The following is an 894-nucleotide window of genomic DNA, read 5'->3' as shown; positions in this document are numbered from 1 at the left end:
CCGCCCGCAGGTAAGCATGGAGTCCAGATAGCAGTCCAGAAAGGACTGGATGCCCCGCTGTCCCCGCCCGGTGGGGACAGTACGGAGGAACCGCTCCAGCCCCGCCTGGGCGGCGGGCTCCCCGCACTTCACCGCCACTCCGCCGGCCAGCCGGATCAGCTTCCAGATGGCCGCGTCCAGGATGGGCACCGCCTCCCGGATGGCCCGGTAGAGCTGGAGCTCCCCCGCCCCCAGGGGCACATACCGGTCCAGCACGCCGAAGGGATGCCGTCCGCTCTCCCGGATCTGCACCGCCTCCGCCCGAGCCGGCCCCTTGTTTCGTTCCCGCCGCTTCATCGCAAAAGCCTCCTTTGCCTCTTCCGGCCCCTGCCGGTCAAAATATCCTCCGTTCCACGCTCCCGGCCCAGCTGCCGCCGCGCTCCTTTGCCGCCAACGTGACGGCAAAATACCGGATGTCGTCCATTGCGTGGTCATGTTCCTTGCACACCTGGTCCCGCCCTCCGGCGCTGGTGTCCCAGCGGTACAGCCCGAACTCCCGGATGGCGTCTCCGCACCCGGGACAGATGACCAGCCGGCCCGTCCGCAGCAGCTCCGCCGTGGTGCGGATGCCGGAGAGCACCTCGTTCTCCGCCCGCCGCACCTGCCAGCCCCGCCGCCGCAGGCACTCCAGAAAGCTGGCGGCGGAGGGGTCTGCCACCACCTCCCTGATGGGCCGCCCGTCCGCCAGTGCCTCCAGCGCGTCGGCGTATTCGCTGTCCGTCTTCTGCCGCCCCTCCCGGCGGGAGTCGTAATAGAACTCCTCCACCCGGTACCACGCCTCCCCCCACCGCCCCCCAAGTCCCCTAGAGGTGGGGTTCACCGCACCCTAGTCGCAGGAGATATACCCCCCCCCCC

1 protein-coding gene and 1 pseudogene are annotated in these 894 nt (G+C 69.9%); both read right to left on the bottom strand.

Translation table 11 applies throughout. The features are described 5' to 3' along the window. Positions 1-336 (bottom strand): annotated as a pseudogene (locus tag BN1969_RS00010) (serine/threonine protein phosphatase); the annotation flags it as partial. 37 nt (positions 337-373) lie between these two features. Further along, a complete protein-coding gene (locus tag BN1969_RS00005) occupies positions 374-805 on the bottom strand; it encodes a terminase large subunit domain-containing protein (RefSeq protein WP_187120318.1) in 432 nt (143 codons plus the stop codon). Between the last annotated feature and the right edge of the window lie 89 nt (positions 806-894).

Origin of the sequence: Clostridium phoceensis (assembly GCF_001244495.1) — a bacterium.
Taxonomy (GTDB): Bacteria; Bacillota; Clostridia; order Oscillospirales; family Oscillospiraceae; genus Lawsonibacter; species Lawsonibacter asaccharolyticus.
The sequence above is the reverse complement of the archived record's forward strand: the minus strand, read 5'-3'. Positions and strand labels throughout refer to the sequence as shown.